General features: G+C 61.0%; 22 protein-coding genes. 18 read left to right on the forward strand and 4 right to left on the reverse strand.

Going from position 1 to position 24,744, the window contains the following annotated elements; translation table 11 throughout:
- Nucleotides 1-42: 42 nt before the first annotated feature.
- The 15 genes from nuoG to LB556_RS20320 all read left to right on the forward strand — a co-directional run bounded on the left by nuoG (nt 43) and on the right by LB556_RS20320 (nt 17,061).
- Nucleotides 43-2,124 (forward strand): NADH-quinone oxidoreductase subunit NuoG, encoded by a 2,082-nt coding sequence (nuoG, locus tag LB556_RS20250; RefSeq protein WP_224569505.1) that lies wholly within the window; start codon nt 43-45, stop codon nt 2,122-2,124.
- Between the two features lie 2 nt (nt 2,125-2,126).
- Nucleotides 2,127-3,170, forward strand: coding sequence for an NADH-quinone oxidoreductase subunit NuoH (gene nuoH / locus LB556_RS20255; protein WP_224569506.1), 1,044 nt, complete (start codon nt 2,127-2,129; stop codon nt 3,168-3,170).
- Nucleotides 3,170-3,661, forward strand: a complete 492-nt coding sequence (gene nuoI, locus LB556_RS20260) for an NADH-quinone oxidoreductase subunit NuoI (protein WP_023763316.1) — start codon at nt 3,170-3,172, stop codon at nt 3,659-3,661. Before nuoH ends, nuoI begins: the two co-directional genes overlap by 1 nt.
- A gap of 130 nt (nt 3,662-3,791) precedes the next feature.
- Nucleotides 3,792-4,412: an NADH-quinone oxidoreductase subunit J gene (locus LB556_RS20265; protein ID WP_224569507.1), complete on the forward strand. Its 621-nt coding sequence runs from the start codon at nt 3,792-3,794 to the stop codon at nt 4,410-4,412.
- Between the two features lies 1 nt (nt 4,413).
- On the forward strand, nt 4,414-4,722 hold the full coding sequence (gene nuoK, locus LB556_RS20270) for an NADH-quinone oxidoreductase subunit NuoK (RefSeq protein WP_010910101.1): 309 nt from the start codon (nt 4,414-4,416) through the stop codon (nt 4,720-4,722).
- A gap of 10 nt (nt 4,723-4,732) precedes the next feature.
- Nucleotides 4,733-6,706: an NADH-quinone oxidoreductase subunit L gene (gene nuoL / locus LB556_RS20275; protein ID WP_224569508.1), complete on the forward strand. Its 1,974-nt coding sequence runs from the start codon at nt 4,733-4,735 to the stop codon at nt 6,704-6,706.
- Nucleotides 6,706-8,211: an NADH-quinone oxidoreductase subunit M gene (locus tag LB556_RS20280; RefSeq protein WP_224569509.1), complete on the forward strand. Its 1,506-nt coding sequence runs from the start codon at nt 6,706-6,708 to the stop codon at nt 8,209-8,211. Before nuoL ends, LB556_RS20280 begins: the two co-directional genes overlap by 1 nt.
- A gap of 19 nt (nt 8,212-8,230) precedes the next feature.
- Entirely contained in the window at nt 8,231-9,667 is a 1,437-nt protein-coding gene (gene nuoN, locus LB556_RS20285) for an NADH-quinone oxidoreductase subunit NuoN (protein ID WP_224569510.1), read from the forward strand.
- Between the two features lie 4 nt (nt 9,668-9,671).
- Nucleotides 9,672-10,493, forward strand: a complete 822-nt coding sequence (locus tag LB556_RS20290; RefSeq protein WP_224569511.1) for a biotin--[acetyl-CoA-carboxylase] ligase — start codon at nt 9,672-9,674, stop codon at nt 10,491-10,493.
- Nucleotides 10,494-10,586: 93 nt separating this feature from the next.
- The gene (locus tag LB556_RS20295; protein WP_224569512.1) at nt 10,587-12,257 is read left to right on the forward strand and encodes a ribonuclease J; all 1,671 of its coding nucleotides are present in this window, start codon (nt 10,587-10,589) and stop codon (nt 12,255-12,257) included.
- A 173-nt stretch (nt 12,258-12,430) separates the two neighbouring features.
- Nucleotides 12,431-12,835, forward strand: a complete 405-nt coding sequence (mce, locus tag LB556_RS20300; protein ID WP_224569513.1) for a methylmalonyl-CoA epimerase — start codon at nt 12,431-12,433, stop codon at nt 12,833-12,835.
- Entirely contained in the window at nt 12,832-13,116 is a 285-nt protein-coding gene (locus tag LB556_RS20305; RefSeq protein ID WP_224569514.1) for a DUF1467 family protein, read from the forward strand. Before mce ends, LB556_RS20305 begins: the two co-directional genes overlap by 4 nt.
- A 653-nt stretch (nt 13,117-13,769) precedes the next feature.
- Nucleotides 13,770-15,098 (forward strand): proline--tRNA ligase, encoded by a 1,329-nt coding sequence (gene proS / locus LB556_RS20310; RefSeq protein ID WP_224569515.1) that lies wholly within the window; start codon nt 13,770-13,772, stop codon nt 15,096-15,098.
- The gene (locus LB556_RS20315; RefSeq protein WP_224569516.1) at nt 15,095-16,381 is read left to right on the forward strand and encodes a lipoprotein-releasing ABC transporter permease subunit; all 1,287 of its coding nucleotides are present in this window, start codon (nt 15,095-15,097) and stop codon (nt 16,379-16,381) included. The genes proS and LB556_RS20315 overlap by 4 nt, the downstream gene beginning before the upstream one ends.
- Nucleotides 16,333-17,061, forward strand: a complete 729-nt coding sequence (locus LB556_RS20320) for an ABC transporter ATP-binding protein (RefSeq protein WP_224569517.1) — start codon at nt 16,333-16,335, stop codon at nt 17,059-17,061. The genes LB556_RS20315 and LB556_RS20320 overlap by 49 nt, the downstream gene beginning before the upstream one ends.
- 382 nt (nt 17,062-17,443) lie before the next feature.
- On the opposite strand, the gene LB556_RS20325 is transcribed toward LB556_RS20320, so the two are convergent.
- Complete coding sequence (locus LB556_RS20325; RefSeq protein ID WP_224569518.1) at nt 17,444-19,390, reverse strand: caspase family protein; 1,947 nt, start codon at nt 19,388-19,390, stop codon at nt 17,444-17,446.
- Nucleotides 19,391-19,716: 326 nt separating this feature from the next.
- Complete coding sequence (locus LB556_RS32020) at nt 19,717-19,866, reverse strand: CRISPR-associated endonuclease Cas1 (protein ID WP_224569640.1); 150 nt, start codon at nt 19,864-19,866, stop codon at nt 19,717-19,719.
- Between the two features lie 140 nt (nt 19,867-20,006).
- Between LB556_RS32020 and LB556_RS20335 the strand changes: the two genes are divergently transcribed.
- Entirely contained in the window at nt 20,007-20,432 is a 426-nt protein-coding gene (locus LB556_RS20335) for a hypothetical protein (RefSeq protein WP_224569519.1), read from the forward strand.
- A gap of 41 nt (nt 20,433-20,473) precedes the next feature.
- Here the strand turns inward: LB556_RS20335 and LB556_RS20340 are convergent, their stop codons facing one another.
- Complete coding sequence (locus LB556_RS20340) at nt 20,474-21,142, reverse strand: HNH endonuclease (protein ID WP_224569520.1); 669 nt, start codon at nt 21,140-21,142, stop codon at nt 20,474-20,476.
- Nucleotides 21,135-22,394 (reverse strand): AAA family ATPase, encoded by a 1,260-nt coding sequence (locus LB556_RS20345; RefSeq protein ID WP_224569521.1) that lies wholly within the window; start codon nt 22,392-22,394, stop codon nt 21,135-21,137. The genes LB556_RS20340 and LB556_RS20345 overlap by 8 nt, the downstream gene beginning before the upstream one ends.
- 288 nt (nt 22,395-22,682) lie before the next feature.
- Between LB556_RS20345 and LB556_RS20350 the strand changes: the two genes are divergently transcribed.
- Together LB556_RS20350 and LB556_RS20355 are read left to right on the forward strand one after the other, a co-directional pair.
- Nucleotides 22,683-24,089 (forward strand): trypsin-like peptidase domain-containing protein, encoded by a 1,407-nt coding sequence (locus LB556_RS20350; RefSeq protein ID WP_224569641.1) that lies wholly within the window; start codon nt 22,683-22,685, stop codon nt 24,087-24,089.
- Nucleotides 24,090-24,104: 15 nt separating this feature from the next.
- Entirely contained in the window at nt 24,105-24,641 is a 537-nt protein-coding gene (locus LB556_RS20355) for a hypothetical protein (protein ID WP_224569522.1), read from the forward strand.
- Nucleotides 24,642-24,744: the final 103 nt, after the last annotated feature.

Consider the following 24,744-nt stretch of genomic DNA (forward strand, 5'->3'; position numbering starts at 1 on the left):
CGGAAAATGAGATTGCGGGAAATCCGCAGGGGTTTGAGACGAATGGCAAAGCTCAAGGTCGACGGGAAAGAAATCACTGTACCCGACCATTATACGCTGCTGCAGGCGGCGGAGGACGCGGGCGCGGAAGTGCCGCGCTTCTGCTTCCACGAGCGGCTGTCGATCGCCGGCAATTGCCGTATGTGCCTGATCGAGGTGAAGGGCGGGCCGCCCAAGCCGCAGGCCTCCTGTGCCATGGGCGTGCGCGACCTGCGCCCCGGTCCGAACGGCGAGCCGCCGGAAATCTTCACCAACACGCCGATGGTCAAGAAGGCCCGGGAAGGCGTGATGGAATTCCTGCTGATCAACCATCCGCTGGACTGCCCGATCTGCGACCAGGGCGGCGAGTGCGACCTGCAGGACCAGGCGATGGCCTTCGGTGTCGATTCCTCGCGCTACCATGAGAACAAGCGCGCGGTGGAAGACAAGTATATCGGCCCGCTGGTCAAGACAGTGATGAACCGCTGCATCCACTGCACGCGCTGCGTGCGCTTCACCACCGAGGTTGCGGGCATTTCCGAACTCGGCCTGATCGGCCGAGGCGAGGATGCCGAGATCACCACCTATCTCGAACAGGCAATGACCTCCGAGTTGCAGGGCAATGTCATCGATCTCTGCCCGGTCGGCGCGCTGACCTCCAAGCCCTTCGCCTTCCAGGCGCGGCCGTGGGAACTGACCAAGACCGAATCCATCGACGTGATGGATGCCGTCGGTTCGGCGATCCGCGTCGATAGCCGCGGGCGTGAAGTGATGCGCATCCTGCCGCGCGTCAATGAAGCCGTGAACGAGGAATGGATTTCCGACAAGACACGCTTCATCTGGGACGGCCTGCGCACGCAGCGCCTCGATCGTCCCTATGTGCGCAAGGACGGCAGACTGGTTCCGGCGAGCTGGGCCGAAGCGTTCGCGGCGATCAAGGATGCGGTGTCGAAGACGACGCCCGAGAAGATCGGCGCGATCGCGGGCGATCTCGCGGCGGTCGAGGAAATCTACGCACTGAAGCTGCTCATGGCTTCGCACGGCTCGAAGAACGTCGACTGCCGCCAGGATGGCGCTGCACTCGATCCGGCGCTCGGGCGCGCCGGCTATATCTTCAACCCGACCATCGAAGGCATCGAGCAGGCCGACGCGGTGCTGATCATCGGCGCCAATCCGCGCTTCGAGGCCTCGGTGCTCAATGCCCGCATCCGCAAGCGCTGGCGCCTCGGCAATCTGCCGGTTGGCGTTATCGGCGATATCGGCGACACGCGCTATGACTACGAACAGTTGGGCGCCGGGCCGGACTCGCTGAAGGACCTGGCGGACGGCAACGGCAAGTTCTTTCAGACGCTGAAGAAGGCGACGCATCCCCTGATCATCGTCGGCCAGGGCGCGCTGGCGCGCACCGATGGCGCGGCCGTGCTTGGCCAGGCGGCCAGGCTCGCCGCGGCCGTGAACGCCGCTCGCGCCGACTGGAACGGCTTTGCCGTGCTGCACAATGCAGCGGCGCGCGTCGGCGGCCTCGACCTCGGTTTCGTTCCGGGCGAGGGCGGCAAGAACGTTGCCGAGATGCTGGGCGAGACGGATGTGCTGTTCCTGCTCGGTGCCGACGAGATCGACATGGGCAAGACCGGCGGCGCCTTCGTCGTCTATATCGGCACGCATGGCGACGCCGGCGCACACCGCGCCAACGTCATCCTGCCGGGGGCGGCCTATACCGAAAAGTCCGGCACCTATGTCAACACCGAGGGGCGCGTGCAGCAGACCAACCGCGCCGGCTTCGCACCAGGCGATGCGCGCGAGGATTGGGCTATCCTCAGGGCGCTGTCCGACGTGCTGGGCAAGAAACTGCCATTCGATTCGCTGCCGCAGCTGCGCGCCAAGCTCTACGGCGAATACCCGCATCTCGCCCGCATCGATCAGGTGGCGGCCGGCAACGCCGAGGATATCGCCAGGGTCGCGAAGCTCGGCGGGCGGCTGAACAAGGGCACGTTCACCTCGCCGGTCAAGGATTTCTACCTGACCAATCCGATCGCCCGCGCGTCGGCCGTGATGGCCGAATGCTCGGCATTGGCCAAGAGCGGCTTCAAGCAGGCGGCGGAATAAGCATGGACACCTTCTTCTCCTTCTACGTGCTGCCGGCGCTGCTGATCCTGTTGAAGTCAGTCGTGCTGATCGTGGTGCTTCTGATCTTCGTCGCCTACATCCTCTATGCCGACCGCAAGATCTGGGCGGCGGTGCAATTGCGCCGCGGTCCGAACGTCGTCGGTCCCTGGGGCACGCTGCAGGCCTTCGCCGACCTGTTGAAGTTCGTCTTCAAGGAGCCGGTCATCCCGTCCGGTGCAAACAAGGGCGTCTTCCTGCTGGCGCCGCTGGTCTCCGCCGTGCTGGCGATCTCGGCCTGGGCGGTGATCCCGGTCAATGAGGGCTGGGCGATCGCCAACGTCAATGTCGGCATCCTCTACGTCTTCGCCATCTCCTCGCTCGAGGTCTACGGCGTGATCATGGGCGGCTGGGCGTCCAATTCGAAATATCCGTTCCTCGGCGCGCTGCGCTCGGCCGCGCAGATGGTGTCCTACGAAGTCTCGATCGGCTTCGTCATCGTCACCGTGCTGCTCACCGCCGGCTCGCTCAACCTCAGCGATATCGTGCTGTCGCAGCATGACGGCCTGGGTACGCGGCTTGGCCTGCCCAACACCTTCCTCGACTGGAACTGGCTGGCGCTGTTCCCGATGTTCATCATCTTCTTCATCTCGGCCCTGGCCGAGACGAACCGGCCGCCTTTCGATCTCGTCGAAGCCGAATCGGAGCTGGTCGCCGGCCATATGGTCGAATATTCGTCGACGCCGTTCCTGTTGTTCTTCCTTGGCGAATATGTCGCCATCGTCCTGATGTGCGCGCTGGCCACCATTCTGTTCCTCGGCGGCTGGCTGCCGCCCTTCGACTTCGCGCCCTTCACCTGGGTGCCCGGCGTGATCTGGTTCGTGCTGAAGGTCTGCTTCGTGTTCTTCGGCATCTCGATGGTAAAGGCCTTCGTGCCGCGCTACCGCTACGACCAGTTGATGCGCCTGGGCTGGAAAGTGTTCCTGCCGATCTCGCTGTTCATGGTCGTCGCCACCGCGGCCTTCCTCAAGATCACGGGGTTTGCGTGATGTCCGCTCTGTCCCAAGCCGCAAAATCGCTGCTGCTGCAGGATTTTGTCAGCGCCTTCTTCCTGTCGATGCGCCAGTTCTTCGCGCCGAAGGAGACGATCAACTATCCGCACGAGAAGGGGCCGGTCAGCCCGCGCTTCCGCGGCGAGCATGCGTTGCGCCGCTATCCCAATGGCGAAGAACGCTGCATCGCCTGCAAGCTGTGCGAGGCGATCTGCCCGGCGCAGGCGATCACCATCGAGGCCGGCCCGCGCCGCAATGACGGCACGCGCCGCACGGTGCGTTACGATATCGACATGGTGAAGTGCATCTATTGCGGCTTCTGCCAGGAAGCATGTCCGGTTGACGCCATCGTCGAGGGGCCGAATTTCGAGTTCGCGACGGAGACGCGCGAGGAACTCTACTACGACAAGGACAGGCTGCTGGCGAATGGCGACCGGTGGGAGCGCGAACTGGCGCGCAACATCTCGCTGGACTCGCCCTATCGGTGATTGGCGCCCTTCTCCCCGCAAAAGGGAGAAGAAACAAGAAAGTGGACGGCGCAACGTCGCCCGTCTAAGGAACACGCGAATTCGGACCGGGGTCGGGACGGAGTCGGAATAGGAACCCGGGGGATCCCCAATGCTGAGTGGACTAGAGGCGGCCTTTTTCTACCTCTTCGCCTTTGTCGCCGTGGCGTCGGCGTTCATGGTCATTTCGTCGCGCAACCCCGTGCATTCGGTGCTGTTCCTGATCCTGACCTTCTTCAACGCCGCCGGCCTGTTCATGCTGACCGGCGCCGAGTTCCTGGCGATGATCCTGCTCGTCGTCTATGTCGGCGCCGTCATGGTGCTGTTCCTGTTCGTCGTCATGATGCTCGACGTCGACTTCGCGGAACTGAAGAGCGGCGCCCTGCAATACGCGCCGATCGGCGCGCTGGTCGGGCTGATCCTGGCGGCGGAGCTGATCGTCGTGCTCGGCGGCTACACTTTCGCGCCGAAGCTCGCCTCGACGGTTGCGAAGCCCATTCCGGATCTCGCCGCGCGCTCGAACACGGCAGCGCTGGGCGACATCCTCTATACCGACTACCTCTACTACTTCCAGATTTCGGGCCTCATCCTGCTGGTCGCCATGATCGGCGCCATTGTGCTGACGCTACGCCACAAGGAAGGGATCAAGCGGCAGTCGATCGCAGCCCAGGTCGGCCGCACCGCGGCGACCGGCATGGAAATCCGCAAGGTCAAGTCGGGCGAAGGAGTCTGAGATGGTCGTCGGCATCGCACATTATCTGACCGTATCGGCTGTTCTGTTCACGCTTGGCGTGTTCGGCATCTTCCTGAACCGCAAGAACGTCATCGTCATCCTGATGTCGGTCGAGCTGATCCTGCTGGCGGTCAACATCAATTTCGTCGCCTTCTCGGCGGCGCTCGGCGATCTGGTCGGCCAGGTGTTCGCGCTGTTCGTGCTGACGGTCGCTGCGGCCGAGGCCGCGATCGGGCTTGCCATTCTCGTCGTCTTCTTCCGCAACCGCGGCTCGATCGCGGTCGAAGACGTGAACATGATGAAGGGTTGACGGGGCGACTATGTATCAAGCGATCGTCTTCCTTCCGCTGCTCGGCTTCCTGATCGTAGGCCTGTTCGGCAACGCGCTCGGTGCCAAGGCATCCGAATACATCACGTCCGGTTTCCTGGTGATCGCGGCCGTGCTGTCATGGGTCGCCTTCTTCTCCGTCGGCTTCGGTCATGGCGAGGTGTTCACCGTGCCGGTGCTGCACTGGATCCAGTCCGGCGGCCTGGACGCCTCCTGGGCGCTGCGGATCGACACGCTGACGGTGGTGATGCTGGTGGTGGTCAACACCGTGTCGGCGCTGGTCCACATCTACTCGATCGGCTACATGCATCACGATCCGAACCGGCCTCGCTTCTTTGCCTATCTGTCGCTGTTCACCTTCGCCATGCTGATGCTGGTGACGGCGGACAACCTGGTGCAGATGTTCTTCGGTTGGGAAGGGGTGGGCCTCGCGTCCTACCTGCTGATCGGCTTCTGGTACAAGAAGCCCTCGGCCAATGCCGCCGCCATCAAGGCCTTCGTCGTCAACCGCGTCGGCGATTTCGGCTTCGTGCTCGGCATTTTCGGCGTCTTCGTGTTGTTCGGCTCGGTCAATCTCGGCACCATCTTCGCCAATGCGGCGACGTTCATCCCGGCCGAAGGCGCACCGCAGGGAGCGGCCGTGCTCACTTTCCTCGGTCATGCCCTGGATAAGCAGGCGGCGATGACCGTCGTCTGCCTGCTGCTCTTCATGGGTGCCATGGGCAAGTCGGCGCAGGTGCCGCTGCACACCTGGCTGCCGGACGCCATGGAAGGCCCGACCCCGGTGTCGGCGCTCATCCATGCCGCCACGATGGTGACGGCGGGTGTGTTCATGCTGGCGCGGCTGTCGCCGTTGTTCGAGCTGTCGCATTCGGCGCTGACAGTGGTGACCTTCATCGGCGCCTTCACCGCCTTCTTCGCGGCGACGGTCGGCCTCGTCCAGAACGACATCAAGCGCGTCATCGCCTACTCGACCTGCTCGCAGCTCGGCTACATGTTCGTGGCGCTCGGCGTCGGCGCCTATGGCGCGGCGATCTTCCATCTGTTCACGCACGCCTTCTTCAAGGCGCTGCTGTTCCTCGGCTCGGGCTCGGTCATCCATGCGGTCTCCGACGAGCAGGACATGCGCAAGATGGGCGGTCTGAGGAAGCTGATCCCGACCACCTACTGGATGATGGTGATCGGCACGCTGGCGCTGACCGGCGTCGGCATTCCGGTGACCGTCATCGGCACCGCCGGCTTCTTCTCCAAGGACGCCATCATCGAGGCCTCCTTCGCCGGCCACAATTCGGTCGCGGGCCTCGCCTTCGTGCTGCTTGTGGTCGCGGCGGGCTTCACGTCCTTCTATTCCTGGCGGCTGATCTTCATGACCTTCCATGGCAAGCCGAGGGCAAGCCACGAGGTGATGCATCACGTTCATGAATCTCCGCCGGTGATGCTCGGGCCGCTTTACGTGCTGGCGGCCGGCGCGTTGTTTGCCGGCATCATCTTCCACGGCGCCTTCATCGGCGAAGGCTATGCCGAGTTCTGGAAGGCGTCGCTGTTCACGCTGCCGGACAACCACATCCTGCACGAAATCCACGAATTGCCGTTGTGGGTGGAACTGTCGCCCTTCATCGCCATGCTGATCGGCCTGGCTCTGGCCTGGAAGTTCTACATCCGCTCGCCGGAAATGCCGGTCAACCTCGCCGCGCAGCATCGCGGGCTCTACGCCTTCCTGCTCAACAAGTGGTATTTCGACGAGCTTTACGACTTCCTGTTCGTGCGGCCGGCCAAGCGTCTCGGTTCCTTCCTGTGGAAGACCGGCGACGGGACCATCATCGATGGCCTGGGGCCTGACGGCATTTCGGCGCGCGTCGTCGATGTCACCAACCGCGTCGTCAAGCTGCAGACCGGCTACCTCTACCACTATGCCTTCGCCATGCTGATCGGCGTTGCCGCACTCGTCACCTGGATGATGCTCTGATGACCGCCTGGCCAATCCTCTCGCTGGTCACCTTCCTGCCGCTGGTTGGTGTGCTGCTGATCCTGTTCATCAACGATGACAGCGAAAACGCGCGCCGCAACATCCGCGCCATCGCGTTCATAACCACGGCATTCACCTTCCTGGTGTCGCTGTTCATCTGGGCCGGCTTCGACAATTCGCAGGCCGGCTTCCAATTCGTCGAAAAGGTCGCCTGGCTCGACTCCGGCATTTCCTACCATATGGGCGTCGATGGCATTTCCATGCTGTTCGTCATCCTGACGACCTTCCTGATGCCGCTTTGCATCCTGGCGTCGTGGGAAGCGATCGAAAAGCGCGTCAAGGCCTACATGATCGCCTTCCTGCTGCTCGAGACGCTGATGATCGGCGTGTTCTGCGCGCTCGACATCGTGTTGTTCTACGTCTTCTTCGAGGCCGGCCTGATCCCGATGTTCATCATCATCGGCGTGTGGGGCGGCAAGCGGCGCGTCTACGCCTCGTTCAAATTCTTCCTTTATACGCTGGCCGGCTCGGTGCTGATGCTGCTCGCCATCATGGCGATGTTCTACCAGTCCGGCACCACCGACATCCCGACGCTCTTGACGCACAGCTTCCCGGCCAACATGCAGACCTGGCTGTGGCTCGCCTTCTTCGCGTCCTTCGCGGTGAAGATGCCGATGTGGCCGGTGCATACCTGGCTTCCCGACGCGCACGTCGAGGCGCCGACGGCAGGTTCCGTCATCCTGGCCGGCATCCTGCTGAAAATGGGCGGATACGGCTTCCTGCGATTCTCGCTCCCGATGTTTCCGCTGGCCTCCGAGATGTTCGCGCCGCTGGTGTTCACGCTGTCGGTCGTCGCCATCATCTACACCTCGCTGGTGGCGCTGATGCAGGAGGACATGAAAAAGCTGATTGCTTATTCGTCGGTCGCCCATATGGGCTTCGTCACCATGGGCATCTTCGCCATGAACCAGGAAGGCGTGCAGGGCGCGATCTTCCAGATGCTGAGCCACGGCCTCGTCTCGGGCGCGCTGTTCCTGTGTGTCGGCGTCATCTACGACCGCATGCACACGCGTGAGATCGCTGCCTATGGCGGCCTGGTCAACAACATGCCGAAATACGCCACCGTCTTCCTCATCTTCACCATGGCCAATGTCGGCCTGCCCGGCACGTCAGGCTTCATCGGCGAGTTCCTGACCCTGCTCGGCGTGTTCCGGGTCAACACCTGGGTGGCGTTCTTCGCCGCGACCGGCGTCATCCTGTCGGCCGCCTACGCGCTCTGGCTCTACCGCCGGGTGATCTTCGGAGCGCTGACCAAGGACAGCCTTAAGGGGCTGCTCGATCTGTCGACCCGCGAGAAGGCGATCATCTATCCGCTGGTCGTGCTGGTCATCTTCTTCGGCGTCTATCCCGCCCCCGTCTTCGACGCGACGGCCCAGTCGGTCAAGTCGCTCGTCACCAACGTCACTGCATCCATCGGCGCCGCGCAGACCGCGGCGGCGAACTGACCCAGGGGTTTTGCGAACCATGACGCCGGACCTTCTCTCCAGCCTGTCGCTGTCGACGCCCGAACTGATCCTTGCCATCGGCGCGCTCGCGCTGCTGATGGTCGGGGCGTATTCGCGTTCCAACACGGCCAATACGGTGACCGGCCTCGCCGTCGCCGTGCTGGTGATCGCCGGCGCCTGGCTTATCTTTCATGCAGGGCAGGGCAGCGCCTATGGCAACGCCTTCGTCCAGGATTCCTTCGCCCGGTTCATGAAGGTGCTGGCGCTGGTCGGCTCGGCGGTGACGCTGGTCATGTCGATGCGCTTTGCCAAGGCGGAGCGTTTCGACAAGTTCGAATATCCGGTGTTGATCCTGCTTTGCACGCTCGGCATGATGCTGATGATCTCGGCCAACGGCATGATCGGGCTTTATCTCGGCCTCGAACTGCAGTCGCTGGCGATCTATGTGCTGGCGGCGATCAACCGCGACAATCTGCGTTCGACCGAGGCCGGCCTGAAATATTTCGTCCTCGGGGCCTTGTCCTCGGGCATGCTGCTCTACGGTATCAGCCTGGTTTATGGCTACACCGGCAACACCGGCTTCCAGGAGATCGCGACCGCGCTTGGCGGCGGCGAACGCCAGCTTGGCCTCGTCTTCGGCCTTGTCTTCGTGCTGGCCGGGCTTGCCTTCAAGATCTCGGCGGTGCCGTTCCACATGTGGACGCCCGACGTCTATGAAGGCGCGCCGACGCCGGTGACGGCCTTCCTGGCGGCGGCGCCGAAAATGGCCGCGATGGCGCTGATCGTGCGCGTCACCATGGGCGCGTTCAAGCCGATCGCTTCCGACTGGCAGCAGATCATCGTCTTCATCTCGATCGCCTCGATGGCGCTTGGCGCTTTCGCCGCAATCGGCCAGACCAACATCAAGCGGCTGATGGCCTATTCCTCGATCGGCCATATGGGCTACGCGCTGGTCGGCCTTGCCGCCAACAGCCAGGCCGGCGTACGCGGCGTCGTCATTTACATGCTGATCTACCTGGTGATGACGCTCGGCACCTTTGCCTTCATCCTCGCCATGCGGCGCAAGGATGGCAATGTCGAACAGATCAGCGATCTCGCGGGCCTGTCGTCGACCAACCCGATCATGGCGACGATCCTGACCATCCTGATGTTCTCGCTGGCCGGCATCCCGCCGCTCGCCGGCTTCTGGGGGAAGTGGTACGTCTTCCTCGCCGCCATCAACGCCGGCCTTTACGCGCTGGCCATCATCGGCGTGCTGGCTTCGGTGGTGGGCGCTTATTATTATCTGCGCATCATCAAGATCATGTGGTTCGATGAGCCGGTCGGCGGGTTTGTGCCGATGGCCAGCGAATTGCGCCTCGTGCTCGGCGTCTCCGGCGCCTTCGTGCTGTTCTACGTGCTGATCGGCGGGCCGATCGGCACCTATGCCGAAGCCGCCGCCAAGACATTCTTCTGACGGGATGGCATTTCGGCTGGCTCCAACCTCGGCGTCGGAAGGGTTCCGGCTCGAGGCGCATGACAGTGTCGGCTCCACCAACGCGCTGGCGCTGGACCATGCCCGGTCGGGTGACCCGGGAAAGCTCTGGGTCGTTTCCAAGAAGCAGGAAAGCGGGCGCGGCCGGCGTGGCCGTGCCTGGGCAACGCCGGAAGGCAACCTGGCGGCGACGCTGCTCCTCATCACCGGCGGCGAACTTCGCCTCGCCGCGACACTCGGCTTTGTCGCCGGACTGGCGCTGGCCGACGCGCTCGACGCGGTGGTGCCGAAGGGCCGGATCGCGATCGGCCTCGACGGCGCCAGCCAGGGACAGAACCGCTTCGAGCTGAAATGGCCGAACGACGTGCTCGCCTCCGGGGCCAAACTCGCCGGCATCCTCCTGGAATCAGCGATGCTCGACGGTGGCCGTTTCGCGGTGGCGGTGGGCATCGGCGTCAACGTGGTGGCGCACCCGCGGGACTTGCCGTATCCCGCGACATCCCTTCATGCGCTGGGTGCGGCCTGCGATGCCGAAACCCTGTTCCTAGCGCTCTCGGATGCCTGGAGCGAGAACTCCCGCCTTTGGGACGAAGGGCGTGGCCTTGCCGCCATCAGGAAACGTTGGCTGGCCCGCGCCGCGGGCCTTGGCGGCGAAGTTGCTGTCAGAATTGACGGTAATGTGGTGCGTGGCGTCTTCGAAACCATTGACGAGGACTGCCGTTTCGTGATCCGCGACGATGAGGGGGCTGTTTTGACGGTCGCCGCCGGCGATGTGCATTTCGGCGCGGTCGCGTCCGCGCGGGTTTAGTTTTGTTTTTGGGCAATACCGGACTGAAAACCGTTAGACGGTTTTGCCGGAATTGCTTTAACGGCTTGGCCTGAGGGCCAGAAGGAAAAAATCATGGCGAAAGCGGACAACGCCGAACTCGTCTTCGTGCCGCTCGGCGGTGTCGGCGAGATCGGCATGAACTTCGCCCTCTACGGCTATGGCCCGCCGAGCGCGCGCGAGTGGATCGTCATCGACGTCGGCGTCACCTTTCCCGACGCGGCGCATCCGGGCGTCGACCTGATCCTGCCAGACACGCGCTTCATCGAGGAGAACCTCGCCAATCTGCGCGGCATCATCATCACCCACGCGCACGAGGACCATTACGGCGCGTTGCTCGACATCTGGCCGAAGCTGAAGGCGCCGGTCTGGATGACGCCGTTCAGCGCCGGGCTGCTGGAAGCCAAACGGCAGGGCGAGCAGGGCGCGCCGAAGATCCCGGTGACGGTTTACCGGGCGGGCGAAAAATTCACGGTCGGCCCCTTCGAGATCGAAGCCATACCGGTGGCGCATTCCATTCCCGAGCCGATGTCGCTGGCGATCACCTCGCCGGCCGGCACCGTCATTCATACCGGCGACTGGAAGATCGACCCCGAGCCGACGATCGGACCCAAGACCGACGAGGCGCGCTTCCGCGCCTATGGCGACAAGGGCGTGCTGGCGCTGATCTGCGATTCGACCAATGCGCTGCGCGAAGGCGAGTCGCCTTCGGAAGTGGCCGTGGGCGAGGGCCTGAAAGGCGTCATCCAGGCCGCCAAGGGCCGCGTCGCCGTCACCACCTTCTCCTCCAATGTCGGACGTATCGTCTCGATCGCCAGGGCGGCGCGCGATGCCGGCCGCCAGTGCCTGGTGCTCGGCCGTTCGCTGAAGCGCGTCATCGATGTGGCTGACGAGCTTGGTTACATGGACGGGCTGCCGGAGTTCATCGCCGAGGAGGATTTCGGTTTCATCCCGCGCGAGAACCTCGTCATCATCTGCACCGGCAGCCAGGGCGAGCCGTTGGCGGCGCTGGCGAAACTGTCGCGCGACGAGATGAAATCGGTGTCGCTGACGGCGGGCGACACGGTCGTTTTTTCCTCGCGCACCATTCCCGGCAACGAGAAGGCGATCCTGGAAATCAAGAACCGCCTCATCGATCTCGGCATCAAGATCATCGAGGACGGCGACGCGCTGGTGCATGTTTCCGGGCACCCGCGGCGCAGCGAACTGCGCAAGATGTATGAATGGGTGCGTCCGCGGATCGGCGTTCCCGTTCATGGCGAGGCCGCGCATCTGGTGGCGCAGGGCTCGCTGATGTCGACGTCCGGCATCGGCCAGGTGGCGCAGGTGCGCGACGGCGACATGCTGCGGCTCGCGCCAGGCCCCGCCACCATCATCGACCAGGTGCCGTTCGGCCGCGTCTACAAGGACGGCAATCTGATCGGCAGCGACCAGGCGATGGGTATTCGCGACCGGCGCAAGCTTTCCTTTGCCGGTCATGTCGCGGTCAATGTCGTGCTCGATGAAAAGTATGAGCTGGCCGGTGACCCGGATCTGGTCGCAATCGGTGTCGCTGAGGCCGATGGCCGTGGCGAGACGCTCGAGGACCTGATGATCGATGCGGCCGTCGGCGCGGTCGATTCGATCCCGCGCCAGCGCCGCAGGGACCTCGACCTCGTGCAGGAGGCGGTGCGGCGGGCGGTGCGCGGCGCGGCAAACGAAGCCTGGGGCAAGAAACCGCTGGTGACGGTTTTCGTCACCAGGTGAGGGTGGCGGGCCTCGCCGATTTCGACGGAGTCCAGGCTTGGAAATGGCATGTGATCGCCGATGCAAGGTCGTCGGTTGGACCAGGTGCGACAGTGCGCGCCTTCCGAATGGCTGTCGGTCTCGGTCGATTTGACGTATGACGCCAACATGGACCTGGGAGAAAACGCTCGGACATGCTCGGACGGCTGAACCATGTCGCGCTCGCGGTGCCGGATCTGACCGCTGCCGTTGCTGTTTATCGCAACACGCTCGGCGCCGAAGTGACCGAGCCGCAGGCCTTGCCGGAGCATGGCGTCACCGTGGTGTTCGTCAATGTCGGCAACACCAAGATCGAATTGCTGGAGCCGCTTGGCGAGAGTTCGCCGATCGCGCCGTTCCTGGCGAAGAACCCGTCGGGCGGAATGCATCATCTGTGCTACGAGGTCGACGACATCCTGGCCGCGCGCGACCAGCTCATGGCCGCCGGAGCCCGCGTGCTTGGCGACGGCAATCCCAAGACCGGCGCGCATGGCAAGCCGGTGTTGTTCCTGCATCCGAAGGATTTCTTCGGCACACTGATCGAACTGGAGCAATCATGAACTGGGTCTCTTTCACCGCCCTGTTTTTCGCGACCTGGTGGGTGGTGCTGTTTGCCGTTCTACCGTTCAGCATCAGGACACAGGACGACGATCACGACGTGACGCTGGGCACGGTTGCGAGCGCGCCGCGCGGGCCGCATATGTTGCGTGCCGTGATCCGCACGACGGTCGTCACGGCCATCCTGATGGGCATATTCTACGGTTTGACGCACGGGCTGGGATACAGCCTCAACGACATCCCGCACATCGTACCGGAGTTCGGCCCGACCCCAGGGAAATAAAGAGCCGCTGCAGGGATGCTCCGGCGAGATCGGAGCGCTACGGATGGGATCGGGATGCCACCCTGTCTGGCGGCCATGGGCTGCTGACGCAGGGTCACGTAGCCTGGCAATTCCCGACGCTAACCAGATGATTGCACAAAAAAAATGCAAGGCACAAGGCCTTGCAATTAAACGCGTCCGATCTGTTTCCGGTTTCCGGCGGCAGCGAGTAACCGCGCCTAGATCGCATCCTCCCAAGACTTTGACCGCGTAGGAGAGCAGATTTTTCTCCGCCCTCTCGGTTATTAGGGCACATTAGCCCAACGGAAATGAAAATGTCACGAAGAATTTTGCCTTGAAACGGGCATTCTCGTGCTGCACTGCACAATAGTGTGGCAGGCTTTGCTTTTGAAACGGCCAGTCAGGGTCGACAGAGCCTTTGCGGCATGTTCGCAATTGACGCGCGCAAAGAATTGGCGGCTCAATCCGAAGAGGTTCGGTGCGTTCCACTGTCGGCGCCGACTGATCCGGAAGCGAGGGATTGCGAGGCGGAAGGGGCTGATGTGGCGGGACGGCCGGGTTTCCATTCCGTCATGAAATCGCTATGAAGCCGGGGCAAGCAAGCCTGCGCCGCGCCGATTCTGGCGTGGCCATTCTCATTCACGGACCAGTCCATGCGTTTGTCGCGCTATTTCCTGCCTATCCTCAAAGAAAATCCGCGCGAGGCTGAAATCGTCTCGCATCGGCTGATGCTGCGAGCCGGCATGATCCGCCAGCAGGGGCAGGGCAGTTTTTCCTGGCTGCCGCTGGGCAAGCGAGTGCTGGACAAGGTGTGCCAGATCATCCGCGAGGAGCAGAACCGCGCCGGTGCGCTGGAGATCCTGATGCCGACCATCCAGTCGGCCGATCTGTGGCGCGAGAGCGGCCGCTACAACGACTATGGCAAGGAGATGCTGCGCATCAAGGACCGGCAGGACCGCGACATGCTCTACGGTCCGACCAATGAGGAAATGGTCACCGAGATTTTTCGCGCCTACGTCAAATCCTACAAGGACCTGCCGCTCAACCTCTACCATATCCAGTGGAAGTTCCGTGACGAGGTGCGGCCGCGCTTCGGTGTGATGCGTTCGCGTGAATTCCTGATGAAGGACGCCTATTCCTTCGATCTCGACTTCGAGGGCGCGAGGGCCGCTTACAACAGGATGTTCGTCTCCTATCTCAGGACCTTCACCCGCATGGGCCTGCAAGCGATCCCGATGCGGGCCGACACGGGGCCGATCGGCGGCGATCTCAGCCATGAATTCATCATCCTGGCCGATACTGGCGAGAGCCAGGTCTTCTGCCATCGCGATTATCTGTCGCTTGCCGTGCCCGGCGCGAACACCGACTTCGCCGATGACGGCGAAATCGCCGATATCGTCAAGACGTGGACAACGCCTTACGCCGCCACCGACGAGATGCATGACGAGGCGGCCTGGGAGAAGGTCCCGACGGGCGACCAGGTGTCGGCGCGCGGCATCGAGGTCGGGCATATCTTCCATTTCGGCGAGAAATACTCCAAGCCGATGGGTGCGAAGGTGACCGGGCCCGACGGCAAGGATCACTTCGCCTCGGGCGGCTCCTACGGCATCGGCCCGTCGCGGCTGGTCGCTGCGATCATCGAGGCCAGCCACGACGAGAACGGCATCATCTGGCCGGAAGCGGTGGCGCCGTTCGATATCGGCCTGATCAACATGAAGGCGGGCGACGCCGATTGCGACCGCGTCTGCAACGAGCTCAACGCTGCGTTCACCGCCGCCGGCAAGGATGTGCTCTACGACGATACCGACCAGCGGCCGGGCGGCAAATTCGCCACCGCCGACCTCATCGGCTTGCCTTGGCAGGTGATCGTGGGACCGCGCAGCGTGGCAGCCGGCGAGATCGAGATCAAGAATCGCAAGAGCGGCGAGCGCGTGACGCTGCCGGTCGCCGACGCGAAAAAACGTTTCGGTGCCGCCGCATGAGCGAGGCTGCGGCAGCAAGATCGGCGAGCGCCGGCCCTTTTTCCATCTTCGAACGCATGGTTGCGTGGCGCTATTTGCGTTCGCGGCGCAAGGAGACGGTGATCTCGGTGATCGCCTCGATCTCCTTTCTCGGCATCATGCTGGGCGTCGCCACGCTGATCGTGGTGATGGCCGTGATGAACGGGTTCCGCGCCGAGCTTTTGACGCGCATCCTCGGCGTCAACGGCCATCTGATCGTGCAGCCGCTCGATTCGCCGCTCGAGGACTATGCCCAGGTCGCCGGCCGCATCAACGGCGTGCCAGGGGTCAAATACGCCATTCCGCTGATCGATGGCCAGGTGCTGGCGCAAGGCAATGTCGGCGGCGGCACCGGCGCGCTGGTGCGCGGCATCCGGGGTGAAGACCTCGGCAAGATCGCCATCGTGGCCAAGAACATCAAACAGGGTTCGCTCGACGGCTTCGATACGGGCGAGGGCGTCGCCATCGGCAAGCGCATGGCCGAGAATCTCGGCCTGGCGCTCGGCGACACCATCACCTTGATCTCGCCCGATGGAGACGTGACGCCGCTCGGCACCACGCCGCGGATGAAAGGCTACAAGATCGCCGCGATCTTCGAAGTCGGCATGTCGGAGTATGACAGCTCCATCGTCTACATGCCGTTCTCGGAGGCGCAGCTCTATTTCAATATGGACGGGCGGGCGCAGACGATCGAGATCTATGTCGACAATCCCGACGATGTCGACGCGCTGAAGCCCAAGGTGGAAGAGGCGGCGCAACGCCCCATCGACCTCGTCGACTGGCGTCAGCGCAACGAGACATTCTTTTCCGCCTTGCAGGTCGAACGCAACGTCATGTTCATGATCCTGACGCTGATCGTGCTGGTGGCCGCGCTCAACATCATTTCCGGACTGATCATGCTGGTGAAGGACAAGGGGCATGACATCGCCATCCTGCGCACCATGGGCGCCTCGCGCGGCGCCATCCTGCGTATCTTCCTCATGACAGGGGCGGCGATCGGCGTGACGGGCACGCTCGCCGGCGTGCTGCTCGGCGTCCTGATCTGCACCAACATCGAATCGATCCGCCAGTTCTTCTCCTGGATGACCGGCAAGGTGCTGTTCAACCCGGAGCTCTATTTTCTCAGCCAGTTGCCGGCGAAGATGGATCCGCGCGAGACCACCTATGTCATCATCATGGCGCTGGCGCTGTCCTTCCTGGCAACGGTGTTTCCGGCATGGCGGGCCGCCCGCCTCGATCCGGTCGAAGCCCTGAGGTACGAGTAGTGGCCGAGGTCATTATCGAGCTGAAGAGCGTCGAGCGGCACTATGTTCAGGGGCCGCGCAAGCTCACCATCCTGAACGGCGCCGACTTCTCGCTGCGTCGCGGCGAGATGGTGGCGCTGGTGGCGCCATCGGGCACCGGCAAGTCGACGTTGCTGCACACGGCGGGACTGCTGGAGCGCCCTGACGCTGGAGACGTGATCCTGTCCGGCCGCGCCTGTGGGCGGCTGTCCGACGACGAGCGCACCTCGATCCGCCGCAACGACGTCGGCTTCGTCTACCAGTTCCATCATCTGCTGCCGGAATTTTCGGCGCTGGAAAACATCATGATGCCGCAGCTCATCAAGGGGCTGTCGCGCAAGGAAGCGGGCGAGCGCGCGGCGCAGCTGCTCGACTACATGCAGATCGGCAAGCGGGCGTCGCACCGGCCATCCGAGCTGTCCGGCGGCGAGCAGCAGCGTGTCGCCATTGCCCGCGCCGTCGCCAATGCGCCGCTGGTGCTGCTCGCCGACGAGCCGACCGGCAACCTCGACCCGGTCACAGCCTCTTATGTATTCGAGGCGCTGGAGGCACTGGTGCGGCAATCGGGCCTCGCCGCGCTGATCGCCACGCATAATCACGAGCTGGCATCGCGCATGGACCGGCGTGTCACACTGGCCGACGGCAAGGTGGTGCCGCTTTAGGCTGTGCACCACGTGTTGCCTGCCTGGCCTGAAGCTCGACACATGCGGATTTCGCGAGCGCTCGACGCCCGCCCTTCCTGCCTGTGGATAGACTTCTGGTTGTCAACCTTTTCTTAACCCTGCCGATCTGATCGCCTGGAGATTCCGGCTGCGGCCGGATTCTGTTCGTTGACATGGGGTATGGAGATCAGTCGGGAAATTAGCACGGTTAATGAACGGTTAACTGGCGGCCCAGCCCTCGGCGATCTACGGGGGCTGCGGTTTCGGCCGGCGACAAGGTCAAGATCGTCACCGACAAGTAAGTCAGCGTACAGTCGGGTGCGGAATAATCAGTTTCGACACGGCCTGTTCGGATGGTGCGGCCATGATGTCGCTGCCGCCATCAGCCATTGCCGCGACTGCTAGTGTTGTGGTCAGGGTCGCCGCCATTGCCGCGCCAGAAAATTGGTCCGGTTTCGCCTGGCACGATCGGAGCCTCTGGCTTGGCGATCTTCGGCGGCGGAGCTTTTGGCACAGGTGTACGGATCTCCTTTATTTTCGTGATGACTTTTGTCACCACCTTGGGCGTGCACGCCGCGACCGTCAGCGTGCTTCGCCTGGGCGAAAGACCGAGAATGCCCATCGAATAAGCCTCTTGCCGCTCGATGCCGGCCCTGAGGAAAGCCAAGGCACGGGCCGCATCGGCGGGGACGCCATTGCGGCCTTCCTTGAAGATCATCGCGAGATCATTCATGGCGTTGATATGCCCCATCGCTGCTGCCTTGAGCATGAGGTCAAGCCCTTTGCCGGTATCGCGCTGGACGCCGACGCCATTGAACAGGGCCTTTCCCCACGCGCTCATGGCGTAGGGGTCGCCGCTGTCGGACGCTTGCGAATAGAAACCATTACCTCGCGTGGCATCCACGGGGATCCCTATTCCCGAGGAGGCGAGGTAGCCGAGTTCGTAGACGGCGCGGACGTGTCCCTTGTCGGACGCTTCCTGGATGGCCTTCCCAGCCTCGTCGATGTTGCCGGCGACCAACAGCGCCCGCCCGAGTTCGTAGCGGAAGCGGGCGACATCGGGATAGGCTTTCACCGCCGCCTCGCAGGCCCCGACCGCGCCGTCTGCGATCTCGTTCGGCAACCGGCCGGGGACGACGCCTTGCAGGTCGAGCGGCTCGCCGGCGGACTGGTCGCAGGGGTCGACGCTCGGCGACAGCTTCATCTTAGCCCGTTTCGACGTGTTGCCGGCGCGGATCTGAAAGTCAATCTCGACGGGAGCCGCCGAGCCGATCTGCGGCTCGTAGCGCAATTGGTCGACTTCAGCGGCCATCAGGCTCGACTGCGGCGACAGGACGCGATCCGGCAGGGACAACGTTCCAGCTGCCGGATAGCCGGCGAGTTTGAGGCTGATCGAGACATCCTTGGCCGGAAAATCCAGCTTCAGCGCAACCGGACCGACGCCGACCGGGACGCTGATGTCGCGATTTTCGATAGCTTCGGCGGCGGTGGCGACCTGGATCCCGCGCTCCGCCACCTGCTGGTTTTGCTGGACCTCGGGCGCCGGCAGCGCCGGCTGCCCCGCCGCGCGCATCAGCACGACATCGTCGATCAGCGAGGAATTCTCCCACGGAACCTGCCTGCCATTGGTCGCCTTGACCACATCGCGGCGCACGGCGGCCATGACGGCGCGGATTTCCTGGTTCGGCGCCAGCGCGCGGCGGGAAAAGGCGGATGAGAAGGGGCTGAGATTGCCGGACCCGTCATAAGCGACAGCGTCGGGCCCGGTGGCAAAGGCAATCAGCGCATTCTGCGAGCCTGTTACCTGCGCGAGCCCGGTGCCGCCGGAGACGATCAATTGGTCGCGCAGCCAGTAGTCCTTGCGCGGGAACGGATTGTTGCGGCAGGCATCGAGGATGATCACCTGGATCTTCGACTTCGCGCGCAATTGCTGCAGCACGTCGTCAAGCCTGATTGTCTGGACCTCCATGTCGGCCGCATCCTTCAACGACGCGTCGACCGGGATCAGGAAATTCTCGCCCCCGATCTGAAAGCCGTGGCCGGAATAATAGACGACGGCGAGATCGGCGCCGTCCGCCGCCGAGAGGTAGTTGCGGAACTGCTCCTCGAACTGCAGCTTCGTGAGATCCTTGGCAACGAACACGTCGAAGCCGGCCTGCCGGAACGTGTTCGAAACGTCCTCAGCGTCCTTGTCCGGATTCTTGAGCGTCGGAATTTCCCGGTACTGCGAATTGCCGATCACGAGCGCAACCCGTCGATCGGCGCGAGCGTCGAACGCCGAGAGGCTCATGAGGATGAAGACAGCAAGGAACGCGTAGCGTTTCAGCATGGCAAAACCCATCCTTATTATGGTCTGGTTGCCTAAACCGACATCCACCGGATGACCGGCTCTTCGGGGCAAGATTGACGCCAGGAGCGGGCATTGGCAAGCCCGAACCCCGCCGTGAGCGGCCAGATAGGCCGGAGGGTGGTAAAATCGAAAGGCGACGCCCGCCAGTTAGGTCGGGATTGAACAGAGCTTGGATCACCCAACCCAATTGCAAGATGCCCGAAATTTCACGAACCGCGTCCTTGCTAATAAGCCCAGCAATGTTGCAAGCCATTTGCGGATTTAGCCGGACAATCCCGCCTAGTCGGAGAGTAAAATCGCCGATTTCAAAAGCGGTGCTGCGCAGGAATTCGAACCTTCAAATCGACCGCCGCTCGCTCCAGCTCGATAAGGTCGCAGAGAAATGAATTTCGGCCGTCCTCAAGCTCATGCAAAATGCCAGTTCGGGGGTCAAAACCGTCGGCAAGGCACCTCACAAGCAATTCGCTTTCCTTTGACGCGATAGCCCTAATTCAGGATGGCATTAATCGGGTGCGTTGCTTTGGAATTTCCCGTGGTCGTCACCATGGAGGAACGCTGGTCATAGCCGCCCCACACCGGGGAAAAGATCGATCCAATGCGGTTGAAAACCTACCACAAGGCTATTGCCCGATATCACCTCCATCCCGAAGCGAAGTTCGCCAATGCCGATTTCCACGATTCTGGCACGACCGAACGACAGCACGTCGAAGCCTTGCTCCCATCCTACATCGGTAAGGAGAGCAATGCTTTGGAGGAGCAATATTTTACAGGCTACGACAAAGACGCTCTGTTGGAGCTCGGCATCGGTGATGCCACGACATTGGAGAAAATCTTCGCCGCCCTGACGGAGGACATCAGCGTGCGCAAGCTCGCTAGGAAAATTGGCATGAGCGCGGCAACCCTGGCCAAAGCTAAGGGTCAAGGAATGGACGCGATTTCCAGAGGGGCAAGGAAAATCCTGGAAGCGAAACTGGCAGGACGCCCGAAGACGCCGCAAGCGGCCATAGTCCGACGCGGCTGAATCCGTTAAGCCTCATCGGTCCGTGACGCAAGCAAAAAGCATCATGCAGTAATCTCCTCCGGTAAATGCCCTTTGATTTGGTGAACAAAGGCCCGGGCCATGGCCGCATAAGGCGCTCCTGGGGCAATATCGTTGGCCACAAGATTCTGATACATGGCTTTTCGCGCCGGTAAAGGCAGGTCCGGACGAAAAATCATCTCTGCCACGATCGCTAGACTTTCAAGCTTCTCCTTGCGCCGTTCCATCAACTCCCCCCTGTTTAGGTCAAGTATGCTTCGGCTGCATATCCCCTTTTCGGTGCCTTTTGAAAGCACCAATGGCCCGGTGAAGGCTAGGTGCTCATCTGGATTATCAACATATGGATCGATGATGTGCGATGCGTTCGGATCGCGATTTGATTTGTTTTGGTTACAAATCTCACAAGCAAGTGTTAAGTTAGCCCATTCTAAAATTTTCGTGAGATCAAGCGATTTTGGCATGATGTGCTCAACATCGCCGTGATGGATGTGTAATAGCTTACTCTCGCAGTAAGCGCACTTTCCTGATGTTTCATCAACCAAGGCAGATTTAATCTGCGGGTGACGATATCGAGTTTTTTCAGCGTCGGTAGGATTTCCACCTGCCGCAACTTTACTTAGTAAGATATTGGTCCATGTGTTACCATTCGCCTCCAAAATGGGAGGCCTGTTCGCCTTCTGAAGTTTAATCATGCTTGCTGACGATGTGTTTCAGTGCGTCTGGGTAGAACTCGCCGAGTCCGGCGTTATCAAGCCTTCCCCGAAGATCGCCTAGGTTTTCAGCCGTTAAAGCGTTTAACTCAAAGTCGGCGGCAATTGCCTTCACTTCGGTCTCGGCCCATTCTGGCAACGTAACGGGAACTCCCAGCACATCTCTGAGAATTTCGCTCGCCGTCCCGGCCTTGTTTGCATTGTCAAGTCGCAAGGAGTGGACGGAGTTTCTGGCGCCGCCATCAGCAGATTCTTGAGAAACACTGTGCCTTAGCACATAGACATGCGAGTCCTTCACAGAAGATACTATAAATGGGCTATGGGTTGCGACTACAAACTGCGTGCTCGGAAATGATTCAACCAAACTCGACAGGATGTTTCTTTGCATTGTTGGGTGAAGGTGGTTCTCCGGCTCGTCAAGTATAACAACAAAGTCGTCCTTACCTTGCGAATATAAATAAATCTGCCATGCCAGATCGATCAGAGACATAATGCCACCTGATGAAGCGTCAATAACGAACTCACCAGAATCTGTCACCAGCACGACGTCTGGGATGCGCACGCTTATATCTCTGAAACCGATCGACCGAGGCAGAATGTTACTCAAAACCTGTTTGAAGCCCTCAAAAACACGCAGCACGCGATCATTACGCTGCACGTACTCGTTGCCGGGGCCGAACATAGCCATAGAGATAATGGCCTCTTTCATTCGATAAGTTGGACTGAATTGAGTATACGAGTTTTGATAGCGATTCATCGTCTCGTTAAAATAGAATTGGTACGCCTGCTGTGCGTCTAGGGCATTAGTTGGGATGTTATTTATCTGCTGATAACCGCTGAGTGGGCGGTGAGAGCTTATATTAACACCTTCTACAGGCTGCTGACTTTCTATCAAAAGGTTATATTGAACGCCCCCGACGGACGGAACTCTCAGCTTTGATGTATGGCCACTCGTATATGTTAGTTCCCCAATAACTGCCCCATGCGCCTGGGAGTCTTTCTGCAGCAACTCCCAGAGGCCTGAAGAATAGGTGAGATTGCCAGACTTTCCAATTCTCGGCGTTGCAAGCAGGGTGACGCTCCACCCAAAGTGCTGTGCCAACACGCGCAGCACGGTACTTTTCCCCGCGCCGTTGCCGCCAGTGATTACGGTAAGCCGCCTGTGAAAGTCGATGTCCAAGTTAGCGAACTGGCGCCAATCGTGGACAATTAACTTATCGAATCGCAGGCTCATCACTCCCCCCTTTTTAGAAACCTAAGTCGAGAGCGTCGCAACCGCAACCTGATCCCATGCCAGTTGGCCAGCTTGCCCCCAAGCCGCTGTGTATTGAAAATCAAAATTTCGGCGCCGCCGGCACGCACCGCATAGCCGCCGCCTTTACGTCGGCGATCAAGTGCGCGGAATGGGTCGGTCGGCCCTATCTCGTCATTTGCAAATTTGTCGTGATAGTGTGTGCCTAAAAGTAGGCGGAGCATCGTAGTGGCTTGGGCTTCCCGAATTGGCAAGACTGTGGGGTTGGGCGTGATCCTGAGCGCCTCCCTTGTTGGCACGTCCTACGCAAAGAAATCCGACTCAACGGTAGAACGCTGTATCCGCGCCAAGACACCGAATGACAAAGTTTACTCTTGCTCAATTGCGCTGAAGGGTAGCTTCGACAGGAGGACAACGGAGCGCCTCCTTCTTCGAAGGGGAAATGCGTTAGCGCAACTCGGTATATTCTCCGAGGCTGTTAAAGATTTCTCGCGCCTCATCCAAGCGGACCCGACAGTTGCCGGCTATGTCGATAATCGTACGACTGCTCTACGATCCCTTGGCCTCTATCAAGAAGCTCTTTCGGACGCCAATCACGCGGTGGAATTGGCCCCACGTGAGGCCTTTGTTTACCACAGCCGTGGCCTTGTTTTTGATGGTTTGAAGCAGTTTAGCGCAGCGTTGAGCGATTTCGACCAAGCGATTTCGCTCGACCCGAGCAATACGGGGTTCATTATTGAACGGGCACGGATCAAAGTGGAAGCCGGCCGCACAAGCGAGGCAATCGAAGACCTTTCTCGTGTGATTTCCCAAGAACCCAACAACTTGACCGCCCTGCGACAGCGGGGCTTTGCCCACCTCGCCATGGGAGGTTTAACGTCTGCCGCAGGCGATCTGATCATGTACAGCCGAACTGTCCCCAACGATCCCGAAGTTGCGGCGGCGATGGCGACCATTAACTCTTCCGCAGCAAACACCGCGAAATCAGCAAGTTCGTCTGCGGCCGAGCCTAGTTCAGGGACTGGTGTTACGCAGAAGCAGCCAGAGCAAAGCGTTGGGGTGACGGGGACAGGGTTCTTTGTATCCTCAGAGGGTTACGTCATAACCAACGCGCATGTGGTCAGAAACTGCTCCACTCTTAGCGCCGCTGCCTTTGCAGTTCCCCAAGCCAACGCCGAGTTAGTTGCTAAAGACACTGCCAACGATCTTGCCTTGCTCAAGATTGCAGGAAAGGCGCCCACTTACGCACCTTTGCGATCAGGTGTTCGTGTGGGTGAGGACATCGCAGCATTCGGCTATCCTCTTCACGGCTTGCTGGCGAGCGCCGGTAACTTCACTGCCGGAAATGTATCGGCCCTGGCGGGCGTCGGTGACGATAGTCGGTACATTCAAATTTCAGCGCCGGTTCAACCCGGAAACAGTGGTGGGCCAGTCCTCGATCAATATGGGAATGTGGTTGGCGTGGTGGTGGCCAAACTGAATGTCTTGAAGGTCGCCGGGGCGATCGATGACGTCCCACAAAACGTCAACTTCGCAATTAAAACCTCAGTCCTAATTAGTTTTTTGCAATCCACCGGCGTCGAGGCAGAGGCTGGTAATATAGAGAAGCCTTTATCTTCGGCCGATTTAGCCGATAGAGCTAAATCGATCTCCGTGTTCCTCCGGTGTGTGAACTAGCAGAGACGACAAATTATGGACAAAGTTGCAGATATCGCGGACGAAATTATTCTGCATCGCTTTTCAAAAGCTGTGACGGAGATGTTGGCCGACGATGACCTAGTTAAGGCCGCACCTCAAGAATTTTCGATCACCCCCGACCTGGCGATGAAATTGCAACCACACTTCCCGGAGTGGCGGGTTAGTGCTGATTGGACTAGCCGCAAAGACAAGATGAAACAAATCATATGGCAGGACGAAGACGGCAAGCTGCAGAGCAAGCCGATACGCCCCGACATCATCATCCATCGACCGCACACCGAACTGAATATCCTAGTGATAGAGGCCAAGCGAGCGGTCAACAAAAACAACACGAACTATGCCAAAGACGTCAAGAAGCTCAGCCTTATGACGCTCCACAAGAGTGTGCATCCTGACTATCATTACGGCTACCGGCTCGGGGTACATCTTATCATGGACCTACCGCACCGCACCATTGTTGGCAATGATGTATACCGGAACGGAGAGATTGACCCGAAGCTCACGGAATTGCTCTGGAAGATGGTGCACTAGGTTCTGTTCGCCAGCCGCTGGCGGCCCCCCTTAAAGGGCTTTGGCAAATCGGGCGCGGTTGTATCTCCGCACATCCTCCGTGAGAGCCAGCTAGCTTGCATTC

It is taken from the genome of Mesorhizobium sp. ES1-4 (assembly GCF_020164745.1).
Lineage (GTDB): Bacteria > Pseudomonadota > Alphaproteobacteria > Rhizobiales > Rhizobiaceae > Mesorhizobium.

What these genes read in the sequence shown, in the direction of transcription:
- nuoG (WP_224569505.1), top strand. Translation starts at nt 43, where the DNA reads ATGGCAAAGCTCAAGGTCGACGGGAAAGAAATCACTGTACCCGACCAT.
- nuoH (WP_224569506.1), top strand. Translation starts at nt 2,127, where the DNA reads ATGGACACCTTCTTCTCCTTCTACGTGCTGCCGGCGCTGCTGATCCTG.
- nuoI (WP_023763316.1), top strand. Translation starts at nt 3,170, where the DNA reads ATGTCCGCTCTGTCCCAAGCCGCAAAATCGCTGCTGCTGCAGGATTTT.
- LB556_RS20265 (WP_224569507.1), top strand. Translation starts at nt 3,792, where the DNA reads ATGCTGAGTGGACTAGAGGCGGCCTTTTTCTACCTCTTCGCCTTTGTC.
- nuoK (WP_010910101.1), top strand. Translation starts at nt 4,414, where the DNA reads ATGGTCGTCGGCATCGCACATTATCTGACCGTATCGGCTGTTCTGTTC.
- nuoL (WP_224569508.1), top strand. Translation starts at nt 4,733, where the DNA reads ATGTATCAAGCGATCGTCTTCCTTCCGCTGCTCGGCTTCCTGATCGTA.
- LB556_RS20280 (WP_224569509.1), top strand. Translation starts at nt 6,706, where the DNA reads ATGACCGCCTGGCCAATCCTCTCGCTGGTCACCTTCCTGCCGCTGGTT.
- nuoN (WP_224569510.1), top strand. Translation starts at nt 8,231, where the DNA reads ATGACGCCGGACCTTCTCTCCAGCCTGTCGCTGTCGACGCCCGAACTG.
- LB556_RS20290 (WP_224569511.1), top strand. Translation starts at nt 9,672, where the DNA reads ATGGCATTTCGGCTGGCTCCAACCTCGGCGTCGGAAGGGTTCCGGCTC.
- LB556_RS20295 (WP_224569512.1), top strand. Translation starts at nt 10,587, where the DNA reads ATGGCGAAAGCGGACAACGCCGAACTCGTCTTCGTGCCGCTCGGCGGT.
- mce (WP_224569513.1), top strand. Translation starts at nt 12,431, where the DNA reads ATGCTCGGACGGCTGAACCATGTCGCGCTCGCGGTGCCGGATCTGACC.
- LB556_RS20305 (WP_224569514.1), top strand. Translation starts at nt 12,832, where the DNA reads ATGAACTGGGTCTCTTTCACCGCCCTGTTTTTCGCGACCTGGTGGGTG.
- proS (WP_224569515.1), top strand. Translation starts at nt 13,770, where the DNA reads ATGCGTTTGTCGCGCTATTTCCTGCCTATCCTCAAAGAAAATCCGCGC.
- LB556_RS20315 (WP_224569516.1), top strand. Translation starts at nt 15,095, where the DNA reads ATGAGCGAGGCTGCGGCAGCAAGATCGGCGAGCGCCGGCCCTTTTTCC.
- LB556_RS20320 (WP_224569517.1), top strand. Translation starts at nt 16,333, where the DNA reads ATGGCGGGCCGCCCGCCTCGATCCGGTCGAAGCCCTGAGGTACGAGTA.
- LB556_RS20325 (WP_224569518.1), bottom strand. Translation starts at nt 19,390, where the DNA reads ATGCTGAAACGCTACGCGTTCCTTGCTGTCTTCATCCTCATGAGCCTC.
- LB556_RS20335 (WP_224569519.1), top strand. Translation starts at nt 20,007, where the DNA reads ATGCGGTTGAAAACCTACCACAAGGCTATTGCCCGATATCACCTCCAT.
- LB556_RS20340 (WP_224569520.1), bottom strand. Translation starts at nt 21,142, where the DNA reads ATGATTAAACTTCAGAAGGCGAACAGGCCTCCCATTTTGGAGGCGAAT.
- LB556_RS20345 (WP_224569521.1), bottom strand. Translation starts at nt 22,394, where the DNA reads ATGAGCCTGCGATTCGATAAGTTAATTGTCCACGATTGGCGCCAGTTC.
- LB556_RS20355 (WP_224569522.1), top strand. Translation starts at nt 24,105, where the DNA reads ATGGACAAAGTTGCAGATATCGCGGACGAAATTATTCTGCATCGCTTT.